The organism is Mycobacterium conspicuum (assembly GCF_010730195.1).
GTDB classification, from domain to species: domain Bacteria; phylum Actinomycetota; class Actinomycetes; order Mycobacteriales; family Mycobacteriaceae; genus Mycobacterium; species Mycobacterium conspicuum.
Genome location: NZ_AP022613.1, coordinates 1,567,276 through 1,587,580 on the forward strand (window position 1 = coordinate 1,567,276; position 20,305 = coordinate 1,587,580).

Consider the following 20,305-nt stretch of genomic DNA (forward strand, 5'->3'; position numbering starts at 1 on the left):
TGGACGGGCCGGTCGGGTATGACAGCCGACCGGCCCGACCCATCGGATGCAGGAAGCGCCTGCGGGGCAAGCGATTTGGCTGCCTCGCGGCGCCAACTGCTTTCTAGCGGTAGGAAACTGAGCGCCGCCGAGCTGCGGCACGCGTGGCTGGAACTGCACGAGACCTGGCTGACGGCGAAAGCCGCCGAGATCGGAATCACCGACGGCAGTGGCTTTGCGCTCGTCGGAATCGGCGGGCTGGCCCGCCGTGAACTGGTGCCGTACTCGGACCTGGACCTGATCCTGTTGCACGACAACGTGTCCGACGACGTGCTGGAACGGGTCGCCGACGGCATGTGGTATCCGTTGTGGGACGCCAATGTTCGGCTCGACCACAGCGTGCGGACCATTCCCGGGACGCTGGAGGTCGCCAATGGGGACCTGACGGCCGCGCTGGGCCTGTTGGACGCGCGCCACATCGCCGGCGAGGAGCGGCTCTCGGCCGAGCTGATCAGCGGGGTCCGGGCGCAATGGCGCAGCGGAATCCGTTCCCGCATGGACGAACTCGTCGAGATGACGTATGCGCGCTGGCAGCGATGCTGGCGGATCGCGCAGCGAGCCGAGCCGGACCTCAAGTCGGGTCGCGGCGGCCTGCGTGACGTCCAGCTGCTCGACGCCCTGGGGCTCGCCCAGCTGATCGACCGCCGCGGCATGGGCAACCCGGACATGCCGGCCGGTTCGCTCGACGAGGCATATCTGACGCTGCTCGACGTCCGCACCGAGCTGCACCTGGTATCCGGCCACGGCCGCGACGAACTGTTGGCTCAGTTCGCCGACGACGTCGCCGCGGGTTTGGGTGTCGGCGATCGATTCGCCTTGGCGCGCCTGCTTTCCGGCGCTGGACGCACCATCGCCTACCACGCCGAAACCGGGCTGCGAACCGCGCAAAACGCGCTGCCCCGCCGCGGCATCTCCGCTTTGGTCCGACGCCCGAAGCGGCGACCGCTGAACGAGGGTGTGGTCGAATACGACGGCGAGATTGTGCTCGCCCGCGACGCGCAACCCGAAAGCGACCCCGGCCTGGTGTTGCGGGTGGCGGCCGCGTCGGCCGACACCGGTTTGCCGATCGCCGCGGCCACGCTGAGCCGACTGGCCGCCAGCGTCCCGGACATGCCCACGCCGTGGCCGCGGGAGGCGTTGGACGACCTGTTGGTCGTGCTGCTGGCCGGGCCGACGATGGTGAACACGATCGAAACGCTGGACCGCACCGGGCTGTGGGGCCGCCTGCTGCCGGAGTGGGACGCGGTTCGCGACCTGCCGCCGCGCGACGTCTCGCACAAATGGACCGTGGACCGCCACAGCGTCGAAACCGCGGTCAACGCAGCGCCATTGGCCACCAACGTCGCGCGCTCGGACCTGCTTGCGCTGGGCGCACTGCTGCATGACATCGGCAAGGGCCGCGGGGTCGACCACTGCGTGTTCGGGGCCGATGTGGTGATCCCGATCGGCAAGCGGCTGGGGCTGGCGCCCCAGGACATCGACCTGCTGTCGAAGATGGTCCGCCACCACCTGCTGCTGCCGGTCACGGCGACCCGAAGCGACCTCAACGACCCGAAAGTGATTGAGGCCGTGTCCGAGACGCTGGACTCCGACCCGCAACTACTGGAACTGTTGCACACGCTGGCCGAGGCGGACTCGAAGGCCACCGGACCCGGAGTATGGAGCGACTGGAAGGCCTCCCTGGTCGCCGACCTGGTGCGCCGCAGCCGGCTGGTGATGGCGGGTGAACCGCTGCCGCAGGCGGAACCCACTGCACCGCAATATCTTTCGCTGACAGCCGATCAGGGCGTGCATGTGCAGATCCAGCCCGGCGAGGGCGAGCGCATGCAGGTGGCGATGATCGCGCCGGATGAGCGGGGGCTGGTGTCGAAGGCCGCCGCGGTGCTCGCGCTGAACTCGTTGCGCATTCATTCGGCGTCGGCCAACACTCACCAGGGTGTCGCGATCACCGAATTCGTGGTGTCGCCGCTGTTCGGTTCGCCGCCGGAGGCGGGCCTGCTGCGCCAGCAGTTCACCAACGCCCTGCACGGCGACGTCGACGTACTGGGCGCGCTGGAGAAGCGCGGCACCGACGCCGCCAACTCGGCGACCGCCCGGGCCGGGGAGATCCAGGTGGGCGCGCCGCTGACCCGGTCCACCGCGCCGCCGCGCATCCTGTGGCTCGACACCGACGCGCCCGGTCAGCTCATCGTCGAGGTCCGCGCGATGGACCGGCTGGGCTTGCTGGCGCTGCTGGCCCAGGCGCTCGAGAACGCCGGAGGCGAGATGGCCTGGGCGAAGGTGAACACCTTCGGATCGACGGCGGCCGACGTGTTCTGTGTGACGGTGCCCGCCGAGTCCGGCAAGGCTGAGGTGCGGGCCGCCGTCGAGCAGCAGCTCTTTACCGTGCTGGGCGCGCCCGCGGAGGTCGTCGTCGGCGACCCAGTGGGCGACTGAGCGATCGCAAGCGCGGCGACAGCCGGGCGCAGCGGGTCGCGACCATCGGATGAGCTCTCACTGCTCCGCGTTGAGTTGGCGCACGGCTTCGATGCGCGCCTTGAGCTGGTCGCGGCTCGCCGCCGCGATCGGGGGTCCACCGCAGCGGCGCCGCAGCTCGTTGTGAATCCAGCCGTGCGGCTTGCCGGTGCGGTGGTGGGCCACCGACACCAAAGCGTTGAGTTCGCGGCGCAACTCACGCAGTTGGCCGTGCGTGGTCAGCGGCGCGGCCGGCCGCCCGGTCTCCTGGTCACGCTGGGCCCGCTTTTGCAGCTGCTCGTCCTGGCGGCGGTGCAACAGGGCCCGCATCTGTTCGGCGTCGAGCAGCCCGGGGATGCCGAGGTAGTCGGCCTCCTCCTCGCTGCCGGCCGGCGTGGCCGTGCCGAACGAGGACCCGTCGAAAATGACCTGATCCAGTTCCGCGTCGGCGCCCAATGCGGTGAAGCCGGTCTCGTCGGTTTTCTCGGATTGGGTTGCGACGGCGGGATCCTCGAGCAGCGGATCGTCCAGGGACTCGCGATGCGGTTGGCCCAGCACGTGATTGCGCTCGGCCTCTAGCTCGCTGGCCAACTGCAGCAGATTGGGCACCGACGGCAAGAAGATGCTCGCGGTTTCGCCCGCCCGGCGGGACCGCACGAACCGCCCGACGGCCTGCGCGAAGAACAGCGGCGTCGAGGCGCTGGTGGCATAGATCCCGACCGACAGCCGTGGCACGTCGACACCCTCGGACACCATGCGCACCGCGACCAGCCAGCGGCTGGTGCCTTCGGCGAATTGTGTTATACGCGTTGATGATCCGGGGTCATCGGACAGCACCAGCGTCGGGGCTTCGGACGTGATCTCGGTCAGCAGCCGCGCGTAGGCGCGGGCCGCTTTCTGATCGGAAGCGATGATCATGCCGCCGGCGTCGGGGATGTGCGTGCGCAACTGGCGCAGCCGTTGGTCGGCGGCCGCGATCACCGCGGGCATCCATTGACCGGCCGGGTCCAGCGCGGTCCGCCAGGCCCGCGCGGTCTGCTCGGCGGACAGCGGCTCACCCAGCCGCGCCGCGTGCTCGTCGCCGGCGCTGTCGCGCCAGCGCGCCTCCCCGGAGTAGGCGAGGAACACCACCGGCCGCACCACGCCGTCGGCGAGGGCTTCGGCATACCCGTAGTTGTGGTCGGCCTCCGAACGCGAGATCCCGTCCGGGCCGGGCGTGTAGGTGACGAACGGGATCGGACTGTCGTCGCTGCGAAAGGGCGTGCCCGTCAACGCAAGTCGGCGGGTGGCGTCACCGAACGCTTCCCTGATCGCGTCGCCCCACGTCTTGGCGTCACCTCCGTGGTGGATCTCGTCGAACACGACCAGGGTCTTGCGCTGCTCGGTGCGCACCCGGTGCAGCGTCGGGTGCGCCGCGACCTGAGCGTAGGTGACCATCACGCCGTGGTACTCCGGCGAGGCCACCGGATTGGTGTTGGAGAACTTCGGGTCCAGCGCCAAGCCGTGGTCGGCCGCGGCCCGGGCCCACTGCACCTTGAGATGCTCGGTGGGCACGACGACGGTGATCTGCTCGACGGCGCGCTGCGCCAGCAGCTCGGCGACCACCCGCAGCGCGAAGGTCGTCTTCCCCGACCCGGGCGTGGCGACGGCCAGAAAATCGCGCGGGGAGGCGGCCAGGTATTTCACCATCGCGCGGCGCTGCCAGCCGCGCAGCGGCCGGACCTGCTCTGTCGACAAGTCTCTCTGAGCTCCCGGGTAGATTGCTGCGGCGGTGACTGCGCGGGTGTGAAATGTAGCACGGCAACGCTTTTCGGCGCGCCTTCGGCGCGTGTCGCCCGTGCGGCGTGTCTTACAGGGTGCGGGTCAACCGGTCGGCGAGCAGCCCGGCGAACCGGGCCGGGTCATCGAGTTCCCCGCCCTCGGCGAGCAGGGCGGTGCCATACAACAATTCGGCCGTCTCGGCAAGGGCCTCATCGTCGGGCCGATCGCTGTGCGCCTGACGCAAGCCGGTGACAAGCGGGTGGCTCGGGTTGAGCTCCAGGATCCGCTTGCCCACCGGAACCTCTTGCCCGGCGGCCTTATACATCCGCGCCAGCGCCGGTGTCATGGCGAAGGCGTCGGTGATCAGGCAGGCCGGCGACTCGGTCAGGCGGGTGGACAACCGCACCTCCTTGACGTGCTCGTCCAGCGTCTCCTTCAACCAGCTCAGCAGGTCGGCGAACTCCTTCTGCTGCTCCTCGCGCTCGGCCTCGCTGGACTCGCCCTCGGCGTCCAGGTCCACCTCGCCCTTGGCGACCGACTGCAGCGGCTTGCCGTCGAACTCGGGCACCATGCCGACCCAGACCTCGTCGACCGGGTCGGTGAGCAGCAGCACCTCGTAGCCCTTGGCCTTGAACGCCTCCAGGTGCGGCGAGCGCTCCACCTGCTGACGCGAATCGCCGGTGGCGTAGAAGATCTGCTCCTGGCCCTCCTTCATCCGGCTGACGTACTCGGCCAGCGTGGTGGGTTCGTCGTCGCTGTGCGTCGAGGCGAACGAGGAGATCTCCAGCAGCGTGTCGCGGTTGTCGAAGTCCGACATCAGGCCCTCTTTGACGACCCGGCCGAACGTGGTCCAGAACGTGCGGTAATCGTCGGGCCGCTCGGTCTGGATCTCCTTGATCGCCGAGAGAACCTTTTTGGTCAGCCGGCGACGGATCGCGTTGATCTGCCGATCCTGCTGCAGGATCTCGCGGGATACGTTGAGCGACATGTCTTCCGCGTCGACGACGCCCTTGACGAAGCGCAGGTACATCGGCATCAGCTGGTCGCAGTCGTCCATGATGAAGACGCGCTTGACGTACAGGTGCACCCCGATCTTGGCGTCCTGGTTGAACAGGTCGAACGGGGCGCGCGTCGGGATGAACAGCAGGGCACGGTACTCGAAGGTGCCCTCGGCCTTCATCGGGATGATCTCGAGGGGGTCGTCCCAGGCGTGGGCGATGTGCTTGTAGAACTCCTTGTACTCCTCGTCGGAGACCTCGTCTTTCGACTTGGCCCACAACGCCTTGCGCGAGTTGATGGTCTGGGTTTCGATGGTGACCTTTTCTTCGCCCCCCTCTTCTTCTGGGGGCGTGCGGCGCTCGACGTCCATCCGGATCGGCCACGCGATGAAGTCGGAGTAGCGCTTGACCAGTTCCTTGATCTTGTATTCGGCGGTGTAGTCGTGCAGCTCGTCCTCGGTGTCTTCGGGTTTGAGGTGCAGCGTGACCGACGTGCCCTGCGGCGCCTTCTTGACCGACTCGATGGTGTAGGTGCCCTCGCCGCTGGATTCCCATTTGGTCGCTGCGGTCTCGCCGGCCTTGCGGGTGAGCAGCGTGACCTTGTCGGCCACCATGAAGCTCGAGTAGAAGCCGATCCCGAACTGACCGATCAGTTCCTCCGATGCGCCTTCACTCTTGGCTTCACGCAGCTTCTGCCGCAGCTCGGCCGTGCCCGACTTGGCGAGCGTGCCAATCAGATCCACGACCTCCTCGCGCGTCATGCCGATCCCGTTGTCGCGGACGGTCAGCGTGCGCGCGGCCTTGTCCACCTCGATCTCGATGTGCAGATCGGAGGTGTCGACGTCGAGCTCGCTGTTGCGTAGCGCTTCCAGCCGCAGCTTGTCCAGCGCGTCCGAGGCGTTCGAGATCAGCTCCCGCAGAAACGAATCCTTGTTGGAGTAGACCGAATGGACCATCAGATCCAGGAGTTGGCGGGCCTCCGCCTGGAATTCCAACTGCTCGACTTTCGCAGCCATGCGACTTCTAACCTCCGACGCTCATGGATACTCGCCAAACGTTATACACGCTGGCGGGCGTCCAGCCACGCGTCGATGCGTCCGGCGACTTCGCGCCAGCCGGGTTCGAGCATCATGTTGTGCCCCATCGCGAAGAATTCCGCCGTGGTCCCGTAGGCGCGCGCCGTGGCGCGCACCGCGCGGACGCTGACGAAGCCGTCGTGGGTGGCGCCGAGGACCAGCATCGGGGTGGTGACCCGCTGGGTTTGGACCCGGCGAACCATCGGTTCCTTCATCGCCGCGCGGATGCTCTCGGGTCCGGCGCGGTCCCAGCAGGACAGCACGATGTCCTCGGGGGTGTCCTTGCAGAACAGGTATCCGCGGGCCAGCTTCGCGTTGTACAGGAACTTGACCAGGGTGGGGTCGTTGAACGACTTGATCGACATCTGCGGGCGACGGCGCCAGACCCGCAGCGCCGTCCCCAGCACCCCGGACGGGGGCAGCGACCCCACCAGCACGGCGGCCGGCGCCGATCGGTCTTCGAGATAGCGCTGGATCACGTAACCGCCGAGGGAATGGCCGATCAGCACCGGGTGACCGCCTTCCGCGCTCAAGTCGTCGGCCACCGACCGGACGTCGTCGAGGTAGTCGGCGATGGACACGTGCTGCAGCGGCTTGTCCGTCGGGCTGGCGCCGTGCCCGCGCAGGCTCACGGCGACCGCGCGGTAGCCGGCCTCGGCGAAGAAGTCCAGGAAGTGGTCGTCCCAACACCACGCGCCGTGCCAGCCGCCGTGCACGAACAGCAGCGGCACCGGATGCGCCGGGCTGGTTGACCCCTTGTCGATCACCTCGAGCATGGGGTGACTTTTGCTGGCGGTGATCGCCGCGTCAAGAGCCCGCTAGGCTGGCGGGCGTGTTTGAATCGCTGTCCGATCGGCTGACCGGTGCCCTGGCGGGGCTGCGCGGCAAAGGCCGCCTGACCGACGCCGACATCGACGCCACCACCCGCGAAATCCGGCTGGCGCTGCTGGAAGCCGACGTGTCGCTGCCCGTGGTCCGCGCGTTCGTGCACCGGATCAAGGAACGCGCCCGCGGCGCCGAGGTGTCCGGTGCGCTCAACCCGGCGCAGCAGGTCGTCAAGATCGTCAACGAGGAGCTCATCGGCATCCTCGGCGGCGAGACCCGCCAGCTGGCGTTCGCGAAAACGCCGCCGACCGTGATCATGCTCGCCGGCCTGCAGGGCTCCGGCAAGACGACGCTGGCCGGCAAGCTGGCCGCCTGGCTGCGCGGCAAGGGTCACACCCCGTTGCTGGTGGCGTGCGACCTGCAGCGGCCCGCCGCGGTGAACCAGCTGCAGGTCGTCGGCGAGCGCGCCGGCGTGACCGTGTTCGCGCCACACCCTGGAGCCTCACCGGAGTCCGGCCCCGGCGACCCCGTCGCCGTCGCCGCAGCCGGTCTCGAGGAGGCCCGCGCCAAACACTTCGACGTCGTCATCGTCGACACCGCCGGGCGCCTCGGCATCGACGAGGAGCTGATGGCCCAGGCCGCCGCGATCCGCGACGCCGTCCACCCCGACGAGACGATCTTCGTCCTGGACGCGATGATCGGCCAGGACGCCGTCGCCACCGCGCAGGCCTTCGGCGAGGGCGTCGGGTTCACCGGTGTCGTCCTCACCAAGCTCGACGGCGACGCCCGCGGCGGTGCGGCGCTGTCGGTGCGCGAGGTGACGGGCGTTCCGATCCTGTTCGCGTCCAGCGGCGAGAAGCTGGAGGACTTCGACGTCTTCCACCCGGACCGGATGGCCAGCCGCATCCTGGGCATGGGCGACGTGCTGAGCCTGATCGAACAGGCCGAGCAGGTCTTCGACGCGCAGAAGGCCGAGGAGGCCGCCGCCAAGATCGGCACCGGCGAGCTGACCCTGGAGGATTTCCTCGAGCAGATGCTCGCCGTGCGCAAGATGGGCCCGATCGGCAACCTGCTGGGCATGCTGCCCGGCGCCGGGCAGATGAAGGACGCGCTCGCCGCCGTCGACGACAAACAACTCGACCGGCTCCAGGCCATCATCCGCGGCATGACCCCGCAGGAGCGGGCCGATCCCAAGATCATCAACGCCTCGCGCCGGCTGCGCATCGCCAACGGCTCGGGCGTGACCGTGTCCGAGGTCAACCAGCTCGTCGACCGCTTCTTCGAGGCCCGCAAGATGATGTCGTCAATGCTCGGCGGCATGGGCATCCCCGGCATCGGCCGCAAGTCCGCGACGCGAAAGTCCAAGGGCGGCAAGAACAAAAAGGGCAAGAAGGGCGGGCGCGGCCCGACGCCGCCGAAGGTCAAGAGCCCGTTCGGTGCTGGCATGCCGGCCGGGTTCCCCGACCTGTCGCAGATGCCCGAGGGGCTCAACGAGTTGCCGCCCGGGCTGGCCGACTTCGATCTGTCCAAGCTGAAGTTCCCGGGACAGAAATAGCCGCCCGTGCGGATGCACGTGCGCGGTGTCGGGCTGCCCGACGAGGACGCGATCGAACTCTGGGTGGTCGACGGGCGCATCAGCCGCGAGCCAATCGCCAACGCCGACACCGTCTTTGATGGCGGGTGGATCCTGCCCGGGCTGGTGGACGCGCACTGCCACGTCGGGCTGGGCGATCACGGCGAAATCCCGCTCGACGAGGCGATCGCGCAGGCCGAAGCCGAGCGCGACGTGGGCGCGCTGCTGTTGCGCGACTGCGGCTCACCGACGGACACCCGCAGCCTCGACGACCACGACGACCTGCCCCGCATCATCCGCGCCGGTAAGCACCTGGCCCGGCCCAAGCGGTATCAGGCCGGCTTCTCCGTCGAGCTGGAGGACGAATCCGAGCTCCCCGCGGCGGTCGCCGAGCAGGCCCGCCGCGGCGACGGCTGGATCAAGCTGGTGGGCGACTGGATCGACCGCTCGGTCGGCGATCTCGCCCCGCTGTGGTCCGACGACGTGCTCAAGGCCGCCATCGACACCGCGCACGCGCACGGCGCCCGGGTCACCGCGCACGTCTTCAGCGAGGACGCGTTGCCCGGCCTGATCAGCGCCGGCATCGACTGCATCGAGCACGGCACCGGGCTCACCGACGACACCATTGAGCTGATGGTCGAGCACCGAACCGTACTGGTGCCGACGCTGGTCAACATCCTCGAGAACTTCACCGGCATCGCCACCAAGGCGGCCGAGCGCTACCCGCTCTATGCCGCCCACATGCGCGAACTGCGCGCCCGCGCGCTGCCCCGGCTGGCTGCGGCACGCGATGCGGGTGTGCCGATCTACGCCGGCAGCGATGCCGGCACCATGGTTGCCCCCGGGCGAATCGCCGACGAGGTCGAGGCACTCAAGGGGATCGGGATGAGCCCGACCGAGGCGTTGGGTGCCGCGTGCTGGGATGCCCGCCGCTGGCTGGGCCGCCCCGCGCTGGATCACGGGGCATCGGCCGACCTGTTGTGCTTTTCGGAGGACCCGCGGCAGGGGCCCGCGGTGCTGCGCCGCCCCGATCTGGTCATCCTGCGGGGCAAGACGTTTCGGCCTAGGCTTGGTTGATGGCGCTAGCCAGCGGCGCGACGTTTGCCGGTTACACGGTGGCGCGAAGGCTCGGGTCCGGGGTGACGGGCGAGGTCTACCTTGCCCAGGATTCCCGATCGCAGCGCTGGGTGGCGCTGAAAGTCCTTGCGCCGCAGCTCTCGTCGGACGAGGAATTTCGACAGCGGTTCGCGACGGAGACGGCCCTCGTCGCGAACGTCTTCCACCCGCAGATCGTGGAGGTGCATGCCCGCGGTGAGTTCGACGGGCGGCTGTGGACCGCGATGGACTACGTCGAGGGCGGCAGCGCCGCCCAGCTGATGGCCGAGCGCTTCCCGGCCGTGTCACCGGCGGGCGAGGTGCTCGCGATCATCACAGCGGCTGCGTCAGCCCTCGACCACGCCCATGCCCGCGGGTTGCTGCATCGTGACGTCAAACCCGCCAACATCCTGCTGTCCGGTCCCGCCGCCGGCGAGCAACGAATCCTGTTGGCCGACTTCGGGATAGCGCCTCGCACCGGCTCGGTCGGATATGCCGCGCCCGAGCAGCTGGCCGGCGCCGAGATCGACGGCCGCGCCGACCAGTACGCCCTGGCGGCCACGGCTTTTCACCTGCTGACGGGTGCGCCGCCGGTCGACGAGCCGCCCCGGCTCAGCGATCAGCGTCCGGAACTGGCCCGCCTCGACGGGGTGTTCTCCCGGGCGCTTGCCCACCGGCCCACGGACCGGTTCGACAGTTGCGGTGACTTCGCCGACGCGGCCAACGAACAGACGGGCGCGTCGAGTGCTGTGCTGAGCGCCCCGGCGCCCCACGACCACGCCCCCGAACCGGCCCCGCAGGCCCGGCACGCGAAGAAGCCGGAGCGCGTGAGCCCGCCCGCCACGGTGCACCCCGAGGCGCCACCGGTGGCCCCAGCGAAAAAGCGGAGGGTGGGGCTGTGGTTGGCGGCCGCGGCGATGGTGGTGCTCGTCGCGCTCGTCGCCGTCGGCTTTGGCATCCGGGACGTCGGGCACCGGAGCGAGCCCGCCGCAGACCCGGCCCGCCCAACGTCCCGGCCGCCGGCCGCCGCGCCGACCAGCACCGCGCCGTCGGCGCCCGTGCCGCTGGACGGCACCTATCGCCTCGAGGTGGAACGCGCCAAGCAGACCTTCAATTACGTCCCCGATCCGCAACCGCCGAACGTGCAAACCTGGTGGGCTTTCCGTTCGTCGTGCAGCGCGACGACGTGCACCGCCGCCGCCACGCAACTCGACGACGACGAGCACACGCAGGCGGCGTCGCCCCCGACCGGCACGCTCGTCATGCAGTTCGGCGACGGTTTGTGGCAGTCCCGCCCGGAAACGAATCAGTTCCCCTGCCTCGCAGGCAACGGGATCGCGCAGACCGAGACCACGACGAAGGTGCTGTCGCTGCGACCCCGGCCGCAGGGCGACTTGGTCGGCGAAGAGGAAGTCAGGGTGCAAACCAACGAATGCGGCCAGCGCGCGGCGGTGATCCGGATTCCCGCGCTGGCCACGCGCAGCGGCGACGTGCCGCCGGCGGTCAACGTGCCCGACCCGGCCACCATTGGTGACAGCCCCGCGGACGAACCCACGCCGGGACGGTGAAGCGCCGAAAGATTGCGAGCGGTCGCTATCTATGTTAGCTTCGGCGCATGCCCTACGACGTGATCATCCGCGACGGCTTGTGGTTCGACGGCACGGGCAACGCGCCCCACACCCGCACCCTGGGCATCCGCGACGGCATCGTGGCCAAGGTTTCCGAGGCGGCCGACGACCATCTGGACGAGACCGGCTGCCCCGAGGTGATCGACGCGGCGGGTAAGTGGGTCGTGCCGGGCTTCCTCGACGTGCACACCCACTACGACGCCGAGGTGCTGCTGGATCCGGGTCTGCGGGAATCGGTGCGCCACGGCGTCACCACCGTGCTGTTGGGTATGTGCTCGCTGTCGACGGTGTACGCCGACGCCGAGGACGCGGCCGACCTGTTCAGCCGGGTCGAGGCGGTGCCGCGCCAGTACGTGTTGGGTGCGCTGGAAGCCAACAAGACCTGGTCGACGCCCGCCGAGTACATCGAGGCGCTCGACGCGTTGCCGCTCGGGCCGAATGTCAGTTCCCTGCTTGGCCATTCGGACCTGCGGACCGCGGTGCTGGGTCTGGATCGCGCCACCGACGACGCGGTCCGGCCCACCGACGCCGAGCTGCACAAGATGGCGGCGCTGCTCGACGACGCGCTGGACGCCGGCATGCTGGGCATGTCGGGGATGGACGCCGCCATCGACAAGCTCGACGGCGACCGCTTCCGGTCTCGCGCGCTGCCGTCCACCTTCGCGACCTGGCGGGAGCGGCGCCGGCTGATCAAGGTGCTGCGCAAGCACGGCCGGATTCTGCAGAGCGCACCCAATGTCGCCAAGGCGGCGTCCGGGCTGCTGTTCTTTCTCGCCAGCAGCCGGATCTTCAACTGGCGCAAGGGTGTTCGGATGAGCCTGCTGGTGTCTGCGGACGCCAAGTCCATGCCGCTCGCCGTCTACTTCTTCGGTCCCGCGACCCGCCTGCTGAACCGGCTGCTGGGTTCCAGCGTGCGTTTTCAGCACCTTCCGGTGCCGTTCGAGCTGTATTCCGACGGCATCGACCTGCCGGTGTTCGAGGAGTTCGGCGCCGGGACGGCGGCGCTGCACCTGCGCGACCAACTGCAACGCAACGAGCTGCTGGCCGACGAGGACTACCGGCGGCGATTCCGGCGCGAGTTCGACCGCCTCAATCTCGGGCCGTCGCTGTGGCATCGCGACTTCCACGACGCCGTGATCGTCGAGTGCCCCGATAAGTCGTTAATAGGCAAGAGCTTTGGCGCGATCGCCGACGAGCGCAAACTACATCCGCTGGACGCGTTTCTCGACGTGCTCGTCGACAACGGTGAACGCAACGTGCGCTGGACGACCATCGTGGCCAACCACCGACCCAAGCTACTCGACGCACTGGCCGTCGAGCAGAGCATTCACATGGGCTTCTCCGATGCCGGCGCACACCTGCGCAACATGGCGTTCTACAACTTCGGAGTGAAGCTGCTCAAGCGGGTCCGGGACGCCCACCGCGCCGGTGCGCCGTTCATGTCGACGGAAAGCGCCGTGCACCGCCTGACCGGCGAGCTGGCGGAGTGGTTCGGCCTCGACGCCGGCACGCTGCGGGAGGGCGACCGTGCGGATTTCGTCGTGATCGACCCGGCGGGATTGAACGACGACGTGAACGCCTACCACGAGGAAGCGGTTCCGTTCTACGGCGGCCTCCGGCGCATGGTCAACCGCAACGACGCGGCCGTGGTCGCGACGGGCGTGAACGGTGCGGTCGTGTTCCGCGCAGGGGAGTTCCGAGAGGGCTACGGCAAGACCGTGCAGTCGGGTCGGTACCTGCGCGCGGGGCAGCGGCCCGGCGTGCGGCGGCCCGCCGGCTCGGGTGTCTGAGGCGATGGCCAGGACCCAGCAGCAACGCCGCGAGGAAACCGTCGGGCGGCTGCTCGACGCCTGCATCGACACCATCGTCGAGGTCGGCTACGCGCGAGCGTCGGCGGCGGTGGTCACCCGACGGGCGGGGGTGTCCGTCGGCGCGCTATTCCGGCACTTCGAAACGATGGGCGACTTCATGGCGGCCACGGCATCCGAGGTGCTGCGCCGCCAGCTGGAATCGTTCACCAAGGGGGTCGCGGGAATACCGGCCGACCAGCCCGCGCTGGAAGCCGCGCTGACGATCCTGCGGGACATCACCAGCGGCCCGACCAACGCCGTGTTCTACGAGTTGGTGATCGCCGCGCGCACCGACGAAAAGCTCAGGGCCACAATGCAACACGAGCTCGGGCAGTACGGCGCGAAGATCCTCGACGCGGCCAAGGCGCTGCCGGGCGCCGAGGATGTGTCGGAGGAAACGTTCCCTGTCTTGGTGACACTGCTGCGCAACGTGTTCGACGGCGCCGCGGTGGTGGAAGGGGTGTTGCCGCAACCGGAGATCGCGCAGCATCGGATTCCGGTGCTGAGTGCGTTGCTGAACTCGGCCCTACCGCGCTGACGCTCGGCTTGCGGTAGTTACAGCGACCCCACGCTGGACTGCGGGGGGAGCGCGAAGCCCCAGTCGAACAGGCTGGCGGCCTGATCCCAGTAGGTCGGTCCGCCCGGTTTCACCAGCCCGTACATCATGGCGATCACCAGCCGGCGGCCTCCGCGCGCGGCCGCGCCCACGAACGTCTTGCGCGCGGCATCGGTGTAGCCCGTCTTGCCGCCGAGCGCACCGGGGTAGCGCTGCAGCAGCTCGTCCTGGTTGACGATGGGTTCGTCGCCGTGGTCGGTGGGGAACGTCGCCGACGGCTCGGCGGTGATCTGGGCGAACATCGGGTTGCCCATCGCGGCGCGGAAGATGACGGCCAGGTCGTGCGCGGTCGTCGCGCCGGGGCCGCCCGGCCCGTCCAACCCGGACGGGGTCGACGCGTGGGTGTTCGTCGCACCCAGCGATGCGGCCTTGGCGTTCATCTTGGCCACGGCGGCGTTGGGGCCGCCCAGCATCTGGGCCAGCGTGTTGGCGGCGTCGTTGCCCGATACCAGCAGCAGGCCGTCAAGCAGTTGGCGTGCGGTGTAGCTGCGGAACGGCTTGATGCCGACGCAGTTGCACTCGACTTCGGTGTCGGCGACATCGGCGACGACGGTGGAGTTCGGGTTCAGCTCGTCCAGCGCGACCAGCGCCAGCAGCACCTTGATGGTGCTCGCCGGCGGATGGATCACGTCCGGGTCGCGCGCGGCCAGGATCTGACCGCTGTCCATGTCGGCCACGATCCAGGTCTGCGCCGGCCCGTCGGGAATCGGCATCGACCCGGCCGGCTGCACCTCGACGTCGGCCCGCGCGATCGGGGCGACCGGGAGGAAAGCGGCCGCGAGCAGCACCGCGACGGTGGCCATGAGCTTGCGCATGGCCGCTCAGTTTAACTTCCTGGACTACACCCCGGCGGTAACCGGCGCGGGCGCGGCGGGCGCCGACGTCCGTGTGTCGGCCCGCAGGAAGCTGCCGGTGCGCTGGGTGCCGAGCACCTCGGTGGGCCGCCCGTCGAGGAACACGGCCCGCCCGCCGACAAGCACCGCGGCGACGGTGTCGTAGTTGCGGTTGACCATCCGGGACAGTCCGCCGTACTGCTCGACCTTCTCCTCGGCGTAGCTGTCCAGCGAGGCGTCGAGGTGGGCGGGGTCGACGATCACCAGATCGGCGCGGTCGCCCAGCCGCAGATGCCCGGCGTCGATCCGGTACCAGTCGGCCAGTTCACCGGTGAGCCGGTGCACCGCCTGCTCGATGCTCATGAACGGTGTCCCGGCCCGCTGCGCGTCGTGAACGTGGCGCAGCAGCCGCAGCCCGAAGTTGTAGAACGCCATGTTGCGCAGGTGCGCCCCGGCGTCCGAGAAGCCCATCTGGATGCCCGGTTCGCGGGCCACCTTCTTGAGCACCTCGGGACGATGGTTGGAAATCGTTGTGCGCCAACGCAACGCGGTGCCGTGCTCGACGACCAGGTCCAGGAAGGCGTCGACGGGGTGCAGCCCGCCGCGGTCAATACCGACCTGCCCGAACGACTTTCCGATCACCGACGGGTCGGGGCACTCGACGATTTCGGCGTCGAAGAAGTCGCGATGCCACACCCGCAGCCCGTACTTGCTGTCGTAGTCCTTGCGGAACCGCCGGCGGTAGCCCTCGTCGCGCATCAGCTCGTTGCGCTCGGCCAGTTGCTCTTTCAGGTGCATGGCGGCCGCGCCGGAGCCGAACTCCTCGAAGATGACCAGATCGATGCCATCGGCGTACACCTCGAACGGCACCGGCAGGTGCTGCCAGCGGAAGTCGCCGCCGAACATGTTCACCAGGCGCGCCCCCGGGCCCAACGCAGGAATCAAGAACGGGCTGGCCTTGATGTCGGCGGCCGACAGCAGGCTCGTCTTCAGCGGCTTGCGGACGATGCCCAGCGACTGCGCCACCTGGGAGGCGATGTTGAACGGATTCTGAATGTCGGGGCCCGCCTGCAGGACTCGTCCGCTGCGGCGCAGCATCGCCTTCAGCCGGCGAAGTTCCCGCGGCTTGGCGTAGGTTGACGGCAGGGTGCGCGATCGGCACGTCTCGCCGTCCAGCTTGTCGAAAAGCAGTTGCTGTGAGGACATTCCGACGAACCCGGCTGCTAGAGCCTCCGCCAGCATCTGCTCCATCCGGCTCTGTTCGGCTTGGGTCGGACGTACCTCTTTGCGGGTGGCGCGGTCCAACCCCATTGTCGCGGTCCGCATGTCCGAATGCCCAATGAACGCAGCGACATTGGGCCCCAGCGGCCGCGCCTCGAGCGCGGCGATGTATTCCTCGCAGTTGCTCCACGTCTTGTGTTGGTCGATGGTGCCGATGACGTGCTCGCGGGGGATGGCCTCCACCCGGCCGAATAGGTCGCCGGCGTCCTGGCCGTCGACGTGCACGGTCGACAGCGAACACGAGCCGAGCATCACCGTCGTCACGCCGTGGCGCAGCGACTCCGACAGCGACGGCCCGCCGAGCACCTCGACGTCGTAGTGGGTGTGGATGTCGACCAGGCCGGGCAGCACCCACTTGCCCTCGGCATCGATCACCTGGCCGCAGCCCGTGTCGTCGAGCGGCTGCGCGCTGATCGCCGCGACGTGACCGTCGCGGATGCCGATGTTGCGGATGGCCGAGGGGGCGCCGGTGCCGTCGAACCAGCGGCCGTTGCGGATGATCGTGTCGAAGTTCATGGCTCCTAGCATGCGGCCCCGACCGCGCCGAAGTCTTGACACTTGCCGACAATTATTTGACATTTGCTGACATGTCGGTGGTGCGTGGGACGGCGTTGTCGGGCTATCCGCGCCTCGTCGCCGAGCTGGGCGGGGATCCCGCCGAGCTGCTGCGCGGCGCCGGCCTGCGGCCCGCGGATGTCGGCGAGTACGAAACCTTCCTGCCCTACCGCAGCCTCATCGTGGCCGTCGAGACGGCGGCGGCCGGCACCGCGACCCCGGATTTCGGGCGGCGATTGGCCCTGCGGCAGGGTATCGAAATCCTGGGCCCGGTCGGGGTCGCCGCCCGCACCGCGGCCACCGTCGGCGACGCCTTCACGATCGTGGAAACCTTCCTGGCGGCCTACAGCCCGGCCATCTCGGCGCGGATCCTCCCGGGCGCGCACAGCGACGAGTCGTTCTACGCATTCGAGATCCTCATCGAACGACCGCCGCCGCACCCGCACACCACCGAACTCTCGCTCGGGGTGTCGCTGGGGGTGATGCGGTTCCTGCTCGGTGCCCAGTACGCACCCGTGACGGTGCACCTTCCGCACCAGCCGCTCACGCCTACGGCCGACTATCTGAGCTACTTCGGCTGCCGCCCGTGCTTCGCCGCACCCACGGCGGGCTTCACCTTCCGCACGGCCGACCTCGCACGCCCGCTCAACCAGGACGCGCTCGCCCATCAAGCGGTCGTGCAGTACCTGACCGGGATCACCACACAGCAACGCGGCATGACCCCGTCGGTGCGCGCCATGGTCCGCCAACTGCTGCCCACCGGCACCGCCAGCCTCGAGTTGGTCGCGGCCCAGTTCGATCTGCATCCCAGGACGCTGCACCGCCGACTGGCCGCCGAGCACACCACCTTCGGCGCACTCATCGACGACGTGCGCCGCGAAACCGCCGAGCACTACCTGCGCGACACCGACATCAGCCTGTCGCATCTGACCCGGGAACTTGGCTACGCCGAGCAAAGCGTGCTCAGCCGGTCCTGTCGGCGATGGTTCGGCTGCGGTCCCAGGGGTTATCGCGATCGTGTTCAATCAACACATGTTGAGCTTGGAAGAGATCTCTGATCGCTTGGAAATCCAGCAGCTGCTGGTGGACTATTCGACCGCGATCGACAATCGCCGCTTCGACGACCTCGACAAGGTCTTCACGCCCGATGCCTACATCGACTACCGGGCCCTCGGCGGCATCGACGGGCAGTTCCCCGAGGTGAAGAAGTGGTTGTCGGAGGTGTTGCCCACCTTCCCGGTGTACGCGCACATGCTGGGCAACTTCTCGGTGCGCGTCGACGGGGACACCGCGTCGTCGCGGGTGATCTGCTTCAACCCGATGGTGCTCCCGGGCGATAACGACCAGATCCTGTTCTGCGGGCTGTGGTACGACGACGAGTTCGTGCGCACCCCCGAGGGCTGGCGGATGACCAAGCGCGTCGAGACCAAGATCTATCAGAAGGTGCAGTAAGGGGATTTCCTGTCTGACCCCGTGCTCTGGCACAATGGGCGGCTGTCCGCCCCGCGATCAAGGCCGCGCGGTGGTCACACACGCGAGGCAAAACCGGATCCGGGCATCCCGCCCGGTTCGCTGAATTGCAGCGTGACACGCACAGGAGAAGTCGCTTAACCATGGCTGTCAAGATCAAGCTCACTCGGCTTGGCAAAATCCGCAATCCCCAGTACCGCATCGCCGTCGCCGACGCGCGCACCCGCCGCGACGGCCGCTCCATCGAGGTCATTGGCCGCTACCACCCCAAGGAAGAGCCGAGCCTGATCGAGATCGACTCCGAACGCGCGCAGTACTGGCTTTCCGTGGGCGCGCAGCCCACCGAACCGGTGCGCAAGCTGCTGCAGATCACCGGCGACTGGCAGAAGTTCAAGGGTCTGCCGGGCGCCGAGGGCCGGCTGAAGGTCAAGCCCGCCAAGCCCAGCAAGCTCGAGCTGTTCAACGCCGCGCTGGCGGCCGCCGAGGGTGCCCCCACCACCGAGGCCGCGAAGCCGAAGAAGAAGGCGGGCGCCAAGAAGGCCGCGAAGACCGAAGAGGCGACGCCTGAGGCAGAAGACGCGCACCCCGCGGCCGAAGCGGAGCCCGCCGGCGAGGCCGGCGAGGCCGTGGCTGAGGCCGCCGCCGAGGCGCCGGCCGAGGCGGCGGAGCCGACCGAGACAGCCGAGACCGAGTCCGCGGAAAGCTGACGATGAGCACGGTTGTCGTAGACGCTGTCGAGCATCTGGTGCGGGGAATCGTCGACAACCCCGACGATGTCCGGGTGGACATGGTCACCAGCCGGCGCGGGCGCACGGTCGAGGTGCATGTCCATCCCGACGATCTGGGCAAGGTGATCGGTCGCGGGGGACGCACCGCGACGGCGTTGCGCACGCTGGTCGCCGGCATCGGCGGCCGCGGCATCCGCGTCGACGTGGTGGACACCGACCAGTAGCTCATGGAGCTGCCTTGGAGCTGACAGTCGGGCGCGTGGTCAAAGCGCACGGCGTCAGCGGCGAGGTCGTGGTCGAAATCCGCACCGACGATCCCGGGGAACGGTTCGCGCCGGGTACTACGTTGCGCGCCAAGCGATCCCGTGACGGTGGCGGTGAAGAGCGCCGCTATGTCGTCGAGGGCGCGCGCGAGCACAGTGGACGGCTGCTGGTGCGGTTAGCCGGAGTGGCCGACCGCGACGCGGCCGACGCGCTGCGCGGCAGCCTGTTCGTCATCGATTCCGACGACCTGCCGCCCATCGACGAGCCGGATACCTACTACGACCACCAACTGGAGGGCCTTCGGGTCCGGACCGTCACGGGGACCGACGTCGGCGTCGTCGCCGAGGTGCTGCACACCGCGGCCGGTGAACTGTTGGCGGTCAAGGGCGATTCCGGGGAAGTCTTGGTGCCGTTCGTCGGTGCGATCGTCACGTCGGTCTCGCTCGACGACGGGACCGTCTTGATCGACCCGCCCGACGGCCTGCTGGATTTGACGTGACGCCCATGAGGGTCGACGTCGTCACCATCTTTCCGTCCTACCTGGACCCGCTGCGACAATCATTGCCGGGAAAGGCGATTGAGTCCGGTCTGGTCGACCTGCGCGTGCACGACCTGCGCCGTTGGACGCATGACGTGCATCGCTCGGTGGACGACGCTCCATACGGCGGCGGTCCGGGAATGGTGATGCGGGCGCCGGTGTGGGGCGACGCACTCGATGAAATCTGTTCGGGCGAAACGTTGTTGGTCGTCCCCACCCCCGCCGGCGCGCTGTTCACCCAGGCGACCGCGCAGCGCTGGAGCGCCGAGGCGCACCTGGTGTTCGCCTGCGGGCGTTACGAAGGCATCGACCAGCGGGTGATCGACGACGCCGCCCGGCGGATGCGGGTCGAAGAGGTCTCGATCGGAGACTACGTGTTGCCCGGCGGCGAGGCCGCGGCCGTGGTGATGATCGAGGCCGTGCTGCGCCTGGTGGCGGGGTTCCTCGGCAATCCCGCGTCGCTGCAAGAGGATTCGCACTCGCCGGGCCTGGACGGGCTGTTGGAAGGGCCCAGCTACACCCGGCCGCCGAGCTGGCGCGGACTGGACGTCCCGGAAGTCCTGCTGTCCGGCGACCATGCCCGCATCGCGGCCTGGCGCCGCGAGGTCTCGCTGCAGCGCACCCGGGAACGCCGCCCCGACCTACGTCAGGACGCCGACAGGGACTAGGACTGCCCCGTCGAGCGTGCGCAGTTGCACACCCGCGACGGCGTGTCGCTGCA

17 protein-coding genes are annotated in these 20,305 nt (G+C 68.9%); 12 read left to right on the plus strand and 5 right to left on the minus strand.

From position 1 onward, the window contains the following. The first annotated feature begins 18 nt into the window (after window positions 1–18). Window positions 19–2,475, plus strand: coding sequence for a [protein-PII] uridylyltransferase (locus G6N66_RS07545; protein WP_085236192.1), 2,457 nt, complete (start codon window positions 19–21; stop codon window positions 2,473–2,475). A 57-nt stretch (window positions 2,476–2,532) separates the two neighbouring features. Here the strand turns inward: G6N66_RS07545 and G6N66_RS07550 are convergent, their stop codons facing one another. From G6N66_RS07550 to G6N66_RS07560, 3 genes are all read right to left on the minus strand, one after another. Beyond that, complete coding sequence (locus G6N66_RS07550; RefSeq protein ID WP_232079480.1) at window positions 2,533–4,182, minus strand: DEAD/DEAH box helicase; 1,650 nt, start codon at window positions 4,180–4,182, stop codon at window positions 2,533–2,535. Window positions 4,183–4,342: 160 nt separating this feature from the next. Continuing rightward, window positions 4,343–6,268, minus strand: a complete 1,926-nt coding sequence (gene htpG, locus G6N66_RS07555) for a molecular chaperone HtpG (protein WP_085236188.1) — start codon at window positions 6,266–6,268, stop codon at window positions 4,343–4,345. A 41-nt stretch (window positions 6,269–6,309) separates the two neighbouring features. Next, window positions 6,310–7,104 carry an alpha/beta hydrolase gene (locus G6N66_RS07560; RefSeq protein WP_085236187.1) on the minus strand — a complete coding sequence of 265 codons (795 nt, stop codon included), beginning with the start codon at window positions 7,102–7,104 and terminating at the stop codon, window positions 6,310–6,312. A 56-nt stretch (window positions 7,105–7,160) separates the two neighbouring features. Between G6N66_RS07560 and ffh the strand changes: the two genes are divergently transcribed. Genes ffh through G6N66_RS07585 form a run of 5 tightly spaced genes read left to right on the plus strand, consistent with a single transcriptional unit; the run spans window position 7,161 to window position 13,837 of the window. Beyond that, entirely contained in the window at window positions 7,161–8,708 is a 1,548-nt protein-coding gene (gene ffh, locus G6N66_RS07565; RefSeq protein WP_085236185.1) for a signal recognition particle protein, read from the plus strand. Between the two features lie 12 nt (window positions 8,709–8,720). Beyond that, complete coding sequence (locus tag G6N66_RS07570) at window positions 8,721–9,803, plus strand: metal-dependent hydrolase family protein (RefSeq protein WP_139825529.1); 1,083 nt, start codon at window positions 8,721–8,723, stop codon at window positions 9,801–9,803. Then, window positions 9,803–11,389: a serine/threonine-protein kinase gene (locus G6N66_RS07575; RefSeq protein ID WP_085236181.1), complete on the plus strand. Its 1,587-nt coding sequence runs from the start codon at window positions 9,803–9,805 to the stop codon at window positions 11,387–11,389. Before G6N66_RS07570 ends, G6N66_RS07575 begins: the two co-directional genes overlap by 1 nt. A 47-nt stretch (window positions 11,390–11,436) precedes the next feature. Beyond that, complete coding sequence (locus tag G6N66_RS07580) at window positions 11,437–13,239, plus strand: N-acyl-D-amino-acid deacylase family protein (RefSeq protein ID WP_085236179.1); 1,803 nt, start codon at window positions 11,437–11,439, stop codon at window positions 13,237–13,239. Window positions 13,240–13,243: 4 nt separating this feature from the next. After that, window positions 13,244–13,837, plus strand: coding sequence for a TetR/AcrR family transcriptional regulator (locus G6N66_RS07585; protein ID WP_085236177.1), 594 nt, complete (start codon window positions 13,244–13,246; stop codon window positions 13,835–13,837). Between the two features lie 17 nt (window positions 13,838–13,854). Here the strand turns inward: G6N66_RS07585 and G6N66_RS07590 are convergent, their stop codons facing one another. Then, complete coding sequence (locus G6N66_RS07590) at window positions 13,855–14,730, minus strand: D-alanyl-D-alanine carboxypeptidase family protein (protein ID WP_085236175.1); 876 nt, start codon at window positions 14,728–14,730, stop codon at window positions 13,855–13,857. A gap of 24 nt (window positions 14,731–14,754) precedes the next feature. Continuing rightward, entirely contained in the window at window positions 14,755–16,545 is a 1,791-nt protein-coding gene (locus G6N66_RS07595) for an N-acyl-D-amino-acid deacylase family protein (protein ID WP_085236173.1), read from the minus strand. A gap of 71 nt (window positions 16,546–16,616) precedes the next feature. Here G6N66_RS07595 and G6N66_RS07600 point away from each other — a divergent pair, with 71 nt between their 5' ends. The 6 genes from G6N66_RS07600 (at window position 16,617) to trmD (ending at window position 20,252) form a co-directional block, all read left to right on the plus strand. Beyond that, on the plus strand, window positions 16,617–17,642 hold the full coding sequence (locus G6N66_RS07600) for an AraC family transcriptional regulator (RefSeq protein WP_085236171.1): 1,026 nt from the start codon (window positions 16,617–16,619) through the stop codon (window positions 17,640–17,642). Further along, the gene (locus G6N66_RS07605) at window positions 17,617–18,036 is read left to right on the plus strand and encodes a nuclear transport factor 2 family protein (protein ID WP_085236169.1); all 420 of its coding nucleotides are present in this window, start codon (window positions 17,617–17,619) and stop codon (window positions 18,034–18,036) included. The genes G6N66_RS07600 and G6N66_RS07605 overlap by 26 nt, the downstream gene beginning before the upstream one ends. Window positions 18,037–18,197: 161 nt before the next feature. Further along, complete coding sequence (gene rpsP, locus G6N66_RS07610) at window positions 18,198–18,761, plus strand: 30S ribosomal protein S16 (RefSeq protein ID WP_085236167.1); 564 nt, start codon at window positions 18,198–18,200, stop codon at window positions 18,759–18,761. Between the two features lie 2 nt (window positions 18,762–18,763). Then, on the plus strand, window positions 18,764–19,006 hold the full coding sequence (locus G6N66_RS07615; RefSeq protein WP_003878715.1) for an RNA-binding protein: 243 nt from the start codon (window positions 18,764–18,766) through the stop codon (window positions 19,004–19,006). Between the two features lie 14 nt (window positions 19,007–19,020). Continuing rightward, complete coding sequence (gene rimM / locus G6N66_RS07620; RefSeq protein WP_085236165.1) at window positions 19,021–19,545, plus strand: ribosome maturation factor RimM; 525 nt, start codon at window positions 19,021–19,023, stop codon at window positions 19,543–19,545. A gap of 5 nt (window positions 19,546–19,550) precedes the next feature. Continuing rightward, on the plus strand, window positions 19,551–20,252 hold the full coding sequence (trmD, locus tag G6N66_RS07625) for a tRNA (guanosine(37)-N1)-methyltransferase TrmD (protein ID WP_085236163.1): 702 nt from the start codon (window positions 19,551–19,553) through the stop codon (window positions 20,250–20,252). The last annotated feature ends 53 nt before the right edge of the window (window positions 20,253–20,305 follow it).